At 58.4% G+C, this 6,564-nt stretch carries 9 protein-coding genes; 4 read left to right on the forward strand and 5 right to left on the reverse strand.

What is annotated here, in order from left to right; all coding sequences use genetic code 11:
* Window positions 1-49: 49 nt before the first annotated feature.
* Window positions 50-943, reverse strand: coding sequence for a PhzF family phenazine biosynthesis protein (locus tag WFO70_RS16065; RefSeq protein ID WP_337017459.1), 894 nt, complete (start codon window positions 941-943; stop codon window positions 50-52).
* A gap of 125 nt (window positions 944-1,068) precedes the next feature.
* On the opposite strand from WFO70_RS16065, the gene WFO70_RS16070 reads away from it, so the two are divergent.
* Window positions 1,069-1,455 carry a VOC family protein gene (locus tag WFO70_RS16070; RefSeq protein WP_337017461.1) on the forward strand — a complete coding sequence of 129 codons (387 nt, stop codon included), beginning with the start codon at window positions 1,069-1,071 and terminating at the stop codon, window positions 1,453-1,455.
* A 39-nt stretch (window positions 1,456-1,494) separates the two neighbouring features.
* Here WFO70_RS16070 and WFO70_RS16075 read toward each other — a convergent pair whose 3' ends face one another.
* From WFO70_RS16075 to WFO70_RS16090, 4 genes are all read right to left on the reverse strand, one after another.
* Complete coding sequence (locus WFO70_RS16075; RefSeq protein WP_337017463.1) at window positions 1,495-2,118, reverse strand: NUDIX hydrolase; 624 nt, start codon at window positions 2,116-2,118, stop codon at window positions 1,495-1,497.
* A 75-nt stretch (window positions 2,119-2,193) separates the two neighbouring features.
* Complete coding sequence (locus tag WFO70_RS16080) at window positions 2,194-2,880, reverse strand: RluA family pseudouridine synthase (RefSeq protein WP_337017465.1); 687 nt, start codon at window positions 2,878-2,880, stop codon at window positions 2,194-2,196.
* A gap of 163 nt (window positions 2,881-3,043) precedes the next feature.
* On the reverse strand, window positions 3,044-3,529 hold the full coding sequence (locus WFO70_RS16085; RefSeq protein ID WP_337017467.1) for a DMT family transporter: 486 nt from the start codon (window positions 3,527-3,529) through the stop codon (window positions 3,044-3,046).
* Window positions 3,530-3,533: 4 nt separating this feature from the next.
* A complete protein-coding gene (locus WFO70_RS16090) occupies window positions 3,534-3,968 on the reverse strand; it encodes a DMT family transporter (RefSeq protein WP_337017469.1) in 435 nt (144 codons plus the stop codon).
* Window positions 3,969-4,068: 100 nt separating this feature from the next.
* Between WFO70_RS16090 and WFO70_RS16095 the strand changes: the two genes are divergently transcribed.
* From WFO70_RS16095 to WFO70_RS16105, 3 genes are read left to right on the forward strand one after another with little or no spacing between them, the layout of a single operon-like run.
* The gene (locus tag WFO70_RS16095) at window positions 4,069-5,025 is read left to right on the forward strand and encodes a LysR family transcriptional regulator (RefSeq protein ID WP_337017471.1); all 957 of its coding nucleotides are present in this window, start codon (window positions 4,069-4,071) and stop codon (window positions 5,023-5,025) included.
* A 3-nt stretch (window positions 5,026-5,028) separates the two neighbouring features.
* Complete coding sequence (locus WFO70_RS16100; protein ID WP_337017472.1) at window positions 5,029-5,817, forward strand: phosphotransferase; 789 nt, start codon at window positions 5,029-5,031, stop codon at window positions 5,815-5,817.
* A gap of 21 nt (window positions 5,818-5,838) precedes the next feature.
* The gene (locus WFO70_RS16105) at window positions 5,839-6,423 is read left to right on the forward strand and encodes a hypothetical protein (protein ID WP_337017474.1); all 585 of its coding nucleotides are present in this window, start codon (window positions 5,839-5,841) and stop codon (window positions 6,421-6,423) included.
* Window positions 6,424-6,564: the final 141 nt, after the last annotated feature.

Consider the following 6,564-nt stretch of genomic DNA (forward strand, 5'->3'; position numbering starts at 1 on the left):
CCTCTGGTGAGTTTTTGTAACTTGCGAAGCCAGTTCCAGCGATAGAACCTTACAGCGTAAACGCCCCTTCAAAAGTAATGACGCAGCTGCCGCCCACCCGCACTACGGGTTGGCCTGACGAGGCGTCATACCCCGAATACAGCAAACTTGCCCGCCCCATATCCACGCCCTGACTCACCTGTAGCGACAGCGTGGTTTTATTCTGAAGCTGGGCCAGCAGGGCGGTGACGGCGGCGGTGGCGCTGCCGGTCGCCGGATCTTCCGTCATGCGTGGGGTCAACATCCGCGCCTGCAAATCCCCCACCTCACCGGCATCTTTATACCGGGTATAAGCATAAACAGAGACCGCGCCATCCAGCGGCAGCGTTGCGCGGAAGCCCTGCAAGTTCGGCACGCAGCGGCGAAGCGCATCCCGGGAGACGAGTTCCACCACCAGAAACGGCAGGCCAACCGAGGCGACAAGGGGGTTATGCGTGTCGGTGCGGATATCCTCCGCCGTCAGCGACAGGCAGGCGGCGACCATTTCCGGGCTGACTTCAGCGCGGCAGGATAAGGCTTCCGGCGTGACCAGTTCGGCCCCGGTCACCGTGCCGTTGTCCTTTAACAGCCTGACGGGAACCAGGCCGGCGATCTCCTCGAACAGCAGCGTTTCGGGCAGCGTGGTCCCGTTCATCGCGGCATAGCGTGCCAGCACAAACGCCGTGCCGACGTTGGGGTGGCCTGCGAATGGAATCTCACGCGAGGGGGTAAAAATCCGCACCCGCGCGGTATGGGCCGCATCGTCCGGCGGAAGGACAAAGGTGGTCTCACTGTAGCCAAACTCAACGGCAATCCGCTGCATTTGCTCCGGGCTCAGATCCTCCGCGTCTAACACGACGGCGACGGGATTGCCCAGGAAGGGTTGATCCGTAAAAACATCGGCCACCACATAGCGTCTTTTCATTTACTGTCCTGAATGAAGTGATTGAAAGTACACCGGTAACGTTACTCCTTCGGCACGGACGGGAAAATGAAAAACGTAACGGCAGGTAGACTGACTCATCACCATCTTCCCCAGGAGAGCAACACATGTTCACCCATATGCGCATTGCCAGACCCGTTACCGACCTCGAACGATCGTTTCAGATGTACAGCCAGGGATTAGGCCTGCAAAAGATTGCCGACTTCCAGGATCATCAGGGCTTCAGCGGCATTATGTCAGGGCTGGCGAATTTGCCCTGGCATCTCGAGTTCACGGTTTGTCACCATCATCCCGTCCAGCCTTTACATACCTCAGAGGACCTGTTCGTTCTCTATTATCCCGATAAAGCGGAGTGGGAGCAGACCTGCGCCCGGATGATCGACGCGGGTTTCCGCAGGGTGGAGTCATTTAACCCCTACTGGGATGTCAACGGACGTACCTTTGTGGATCACGACGGTTACCGGGTGGTTTTGCAGAATCGGGCGTGGGGCTGAAGGCACGTAAAGGAGCGGATGCCGCTCCTTTATCGTCACTCAGTCAAAAAAGGTCGGGCGATCGGACGTGGCGATTGCCATGCTGACCTCCAGCTCTTCGGCGACAATCCGCGTCAGCGACAACGGCGGGAGTTCATTGATATCGAAGAAACCGAGGCTGGTGGTTTCGTGGTTGATGGCCAGGCTGCCGCCGGTCTCTTCACAGAGAAAGATAAGCTTATAAACATGCCACGGCAGGGGCGGATGACCGTGAAGATTGCGGTCCCAGACGCCGAGCAGTTTGGTGGCTTTGACCTGCAGCCCCGTCTCTTCGGCAACTTCACGGCAGACGGCGTTAGAGGGCGTGTCGCCCACGTCTGCCCAGCCGCCGGGTAAACTCCATAATCCATCTTCCGCTTCCCGGACCATCAGCAGCTTGCCGTCACGCAGAATAAAGGCACGCACGTCCGTTTTCGGCGTGGCGTAACCGGATTCGGTCACATGATGGAGGGTCTGAGAGTCAATATCGAAGCGCGACGCCATCAGCTCCGTGGCGATTTGACGAAGAGATTCATAACGCTCCGTATCAAACACGTCTTTTGAAAAGGTCAGTCCGGTCTGGGCAATCGCATTCAGTTTCTGAAACAGGGTGTTGATATCGTTCTCGTTCTGCGCGTATGGCATTGTTTTCACCTGGTCAGGTAGACAAGGTCTATCACCCTATCAGGTAAACCCCGTTTAAAAAAATCAAATACCTGTTCAGAACGGGCTGGCGTTGAGGGCGACAATCGGCTCGCCGCTGACAGGATGGGCAAAATGCAGCTCGCTGGCGTGCAGCATCAGCCGCGGCGTCCGCCCGGTGCCCGGCGGCAGGAGCCCACCATACAGATCGCAGCCCAGAATCGGATGGCCCAGCTGCTGGCAGTGAATGCGCAGCTGGTGGGTGCGCCCGGTCTCCGGGGTGAGCTGTACCCGCGTCACCGGCACTTCTCCTGGGTGATAAAAGCGCTCCACCACCCGATAGCGGGAGCGGGCGGGCTTACCGTTGATCGCGCAAATCGACATCAGCGGGAACAGCGCCGGATCTTTCGCAATGGGTGCGTCTATCACCCCTTCGTCATCGGCCAGATGGCCGTAGAGCAGGGCGGTATAGATCTTGGTCACGCTGCGCTGACTGAACTGCTGACAGAGGGCGGCATTGATCGCCTTGTTGCGGGCAATCACCATCAGCCCGGAGGTGCCGAAATCAAGGCGATGCACCAGGGTGCAGCCGGGAAAAGTCTGCACCAGCCGGTAGTGCACGGAATCAAGATTCTGCGGATTCTTCCCTGACAGGCTGAGCAGCCCGCTGGGTTTATTGATCAGCACCAGATGATCGTCCTGCCACAGCGTCTCTATCGGGGCGTGGCACGGCGGGGCAATAAAGGTATCGATAATGACAGACATCTGGCTGACCGGCGGAAAAAGAGAGGGGGATCATAACCAATTTGCAACGGGCTGGCGAATCGGCATTTGCCGGGTGGCGGCTGTGCCTTACCCGGCCTACGAACTTTGCTGCACGGGCCTACCGGTTTTGTAGGCCGGGTAAGCGCAGCGCCACCCGGCGATATTACTCGTTGATGGCAGCCTGAGCAGGCTTATCCTCTGTTTCCGGCGTTCTGCTGCTGGAGTAGATAAAGAACAGGGCGATCCCCAGGCAGACGATAGCGCCCAGTCGGCTCATGGAAAACGGAATCGCCGCATTGCCCAGCCAGCCGAAATTGTCGATCAGCATGCTCATGGTCAGTTGTCCGAAAATCACCGCCACCGTGGCGACCGCCGTACCGATACGTTGCACGGCCAGCACCATGACCACGATATAGGGCACGCCAAACATTGCCCCCAGCAGCTGCCATTTCGGTACGTCCAGCAGGGTCACGGCCTGTTTCGGTTCAAAGAAGAAGATCAGCAGGGCGGTGATCAGCGCCCCGACGGAAAAGGTCAGGAATGCGCTTTTAAAAACGCCTACCTTGCTGCCCAGCTGGCCGTTGATAGCGGCCTGAATGCTCAGCGTGGCACCGCCGATCATCGCCAGAAGAATCATGATAACTGTCATAGTGTTAACCCTGTGCAACCAGCACCAGCGCGGCGATGATGAACCCCAGCGCGATGATGCGTTTACTGTTAATTTTGCGGTGTGGCGTGCCCAGCAGGCCGTAGTGGTCGATGATCAGGCTCTTAAAAACCTGGCCCGCAAGGATGCCAATCATGGTCATGGCGATGCCGATGGCCGGAGTCGCAATCGTCAGAATAATGACGTAGATCGGGCCGAGCACCCCGCCCAGCAGCTGCCATGAGGGTTGGGCAAAAAACGACGGGCTGTTGCGCGGGCTGAAAAACAGCATCAGTAAAAACGTCAGGGCGGCACCCACGCCGAACACGCTGAACGTTGCCCACAGATCCCCCACCTCACCGCCAAGCGGCCCCAGCAATCCTGCCTCGACGGACAGCCCCATGCCGCCCGCGATCACCAATAAAATCAAGATAAGTTGCATACCACGCCGTCTCTCCGTTGTTGAGGCCGGGAAGCGTACGCCTGTTTATCCGTGAGAAAAATGCCATAATGCAATAAACACCTGTGCAGGAATTGCATTAATGTACGACGTCGCCAACATCAATATTCGCTGGCTGCAGATCTTTACTGCGGTCTATGAAACCCAGAATTTTTCGGTAGTGGCGCGGCGGGAGGGCGTGTCGGCATCGCAGGTCTCCCGGGTGATTCATCAGCTGGAGGACGCCCTCGGCCAGCAGCTGTTCTACCGCAACACCCGGGCGATTATCCCCACCGAGAGCGGGCATCTGTTTATCCGCTTTGCCCGCCTGATGCTCGGCAATCTTGACGAGGCGCGCCGGGAGCTGGACGAGCGCAAGCGCGAACCTTCCGGCGTCATCCGCATCAACACCCCGGTTTTTTTCGGCCAGCGGCATATCGCCCCCGGGCTGCCCGGCCTGACGGCACGCTATCCCCGGCTCAGCATCGAGCTGACGCTGACCGATGATTACATCGATCCCCATCGGGATGCCGCCGACGTGATCTTTCGCATCGGCGCGCTGACCGACTCCTCGTTTCACGCCCGGGTGCTGGGCCAGCAGTTTTATCACCTCGCCGCCGCTCCGGCGTACCTGCGCAAATACGGCACGCCGGAAACGCCGGACGACATCATGCGGCATAAATGCCTGGTCTATCGCGGCTCGTCCGGCCCCAACCGCTGGCTGCTGCGTCGGCCCGGCGAGGCGTGGACCCACTATCCCGTCACGCCGCTGCTCTCGTCCAATAACGCCGAAACATTGCTTATCGCCGCGCTGGGCGGGATGGGGATGGTACTGTTCCCGGACTGGCTGATCGGCGACCGGATCCAGAGCGGTGAGCTGGTGAAACTGCTCCCGGCCTGGGAGACCTCCATCAATACCGAACCCCTCACCATTGCGGCCATCTACCCCAACACGCGCCACCCGCCGCTGAACGTGCGGGCGGTGATCGATTACTACGTCGAGGCCTTTGGCACGCCGCTGTACTGGCAAGCAGCAGTGAATGAGCCATTAAAGGAATAAAGCATGTCTGAGCAGAATTTATCCAGGATGGGGGCCGCGAACGTCACGCTCATCAGCGATGAAGCGGGGCAGCGGGTCATCGAGAAATATCCTGTCAGTGAGGTGGAGTTTGCGTTTTATCACACCGCTGCGCCGCGGCTGCGTCAGGCGGATATTGTTACTCCCGCACTGCGGTCTGCCGATGCTTCCCGACGGATGTTAAGGCTGGAGTATATTCCTTACCCGGTGGATCAGGCTGCGGTGGCAGGCGACGAGGTGCTGTCGATGCTGGCTCGCCTGCATCGTTTTCCGCCGGATCCTGCATGGATTTACCATCCTCACGGCTGGTCAGCCGCCGCGCTTGAAGCATCGCTGGCGCTATTGGCCCTGCCGGACCGTGCCGCGCAGCAGATGCGCTGTTTTCATCAGCACAGCGAGGCGCTGTTTCGGCATCCGGGCTTGATTTCCGGCGACAGTAATGCGGGAAACTGGGGCAGAAGAGAGACCGGCGAGTGGGTGCTTTTTGACTGGGAGCGGTTTGGTACGGGAAGCCCGGCTATCGACCTTGCCCCCCTAATAAAGGGGATGGGCAACATTCAGGCATTCAATGCTATAGCCGATCGTTATAGTCTGATTGCCTGTCAGTCCGGCGTTCGTGATCTGGCCAAAGAGATCGCCATTGCGAAAGCCTGGATCGTAACGGAGGTGGTTTTACTCCTCCATACGCGGCAGAAAAGCGATTATCAAACTTATCTCAACTGGTACAGAGAACATCTTCCTGGCTGGTTAGAGAGCACCGTCAACCTACTCTGAATACCTGCATGGGGAAGAGGAATGCGTCAACTGTCTGTCCTGCTCTGTCTGCTGTTACTCACCGGCTGCGTCGTCAGTTCGCCGCAAAAAGCGCAGTTTAACGCCGAGTATCCGAACCGTCAGGATATTCGCAGCCACACGGTGTACCGCTTTATGAACAAGCCGCTTCAGCCGGGCGGGGGAAAATACTACGGTGCAAACGATCTGGCCGAGACGATGTATGTCAGAGCCGACAACGCGGCGATGGTGGAGTTACGCTTCAACTATCCGGGCCGATCGCTGCAGGTGAAATCGCTGGATGCGCAAAACCGCACGCTGCGGGAGGAGACCTACGTGCTGCTGGATGAGTCGGCGGCAAAACCTTCAGATCCTGAAAGCCGGTACTTCTTCCTGACTAAAGAGGGCGTGCTGCTAACGAAGTTGAAAAATTGCACCCCGGATATGAGCGTCGGCTGTCGCTGGCAGGACCGGACCCTGTTTATTACCCGCAATGGCGATATGGCGGTGCAGCTAGCCAACGGTTCAGCGGGAATGGCGTTTCTGGTGATCCCGTTTTATGGCTCGGAGAAGTATCTGGAGATATTCCCGAAGGTTTCGGGTACGTAGCGCTTGTGCAACAACGCCGGGTGGCGGCTACGCCTTACCCGTATATGGACACCTCCCGTTATGCAAGCCATTCTGCATTTGTGTAACGGGAGTAAGATGCTTTCGTATATCCGGCCTCTCTTCCGGCACCGTCGTGCCCGG

This window comes from Leclercia sp. AS011 (genome assembly GCF_037152535.1).
In the GTDB taxonomy this organism is placed as follows: domain Bacteria; phylum Pseudomonadota; class Gammaproteobacteria; order Enterobacterales; family Enterobacteriaceae; genus Enterobacter.

Excerpts from the sequence above, each read along its gene's own strand:
- WFO70_RS16105 (WP_337017474.1), top strand. The coding sequence starts at position 5,839 with ATGCGTCAACTGTCTGTCCTGCTCTGTCTGCTGTTACTCACCGGCTGC.
- WFO70_RS16070 (WP_337017461.1), top strand. The coding sequence starts at position 1,069 with ATGTTCACCCATATGCGCATTGCCAGACCCGTTACCGACCTCGAACGA.
- WFO70_RS16065 (WP_337017459.1), bottom strand. The coding sequence starts at position 943 with ATGAAAAGACGCTATGTGGTGGCCGATGTTTTTACGGATCAACCCTTC.
- WFO70_RS16100 (WP_337017472.1), top strand. The coding sequence starts at position 5,029 with ATGTCTGAGCAGAATTTATCCAGGATGGGGGCCGCGAACGTCACGCTC.
- WFO70_RS16080 (WP_337017465.1), bottom strand. The coding sequence starts at position 2,880 with ATGTCTGTCATTATCGATACCTTTATTGCCCCGCCGTGCCACGCCCCG.
- WFO70_RS16090 (WP_337017469.1), bottom strand. The coding sequence starts at position 3,968 with ATGCAACTTATCTTGATTTTATTGGTGATCGCGGGCGGCATGGGGCTG.
- WFO70_RS16075 (WP_337017463.1), bottom strand. The coding sequence starts at position 2,118 with ATGCCATACGCGCAGAACGAGAACGATATCAACACCCTGTTTCAGAAA.
- WFO70_RS16095 (WP_337017471.1), top strand. The coding sequence starts at position 4,069 with ATGTACGACGTCGCCAACATCAATATTCGCTGGCTGCAGATCTTTACT.
- WFO70_RS16085 (WP_337017467.1), bottom strand. The coding sequence starts at position 3,529 with ATGACAGTTATCATGATTCTTCTGGCGATGATCGGCGGTGCCACGCTG.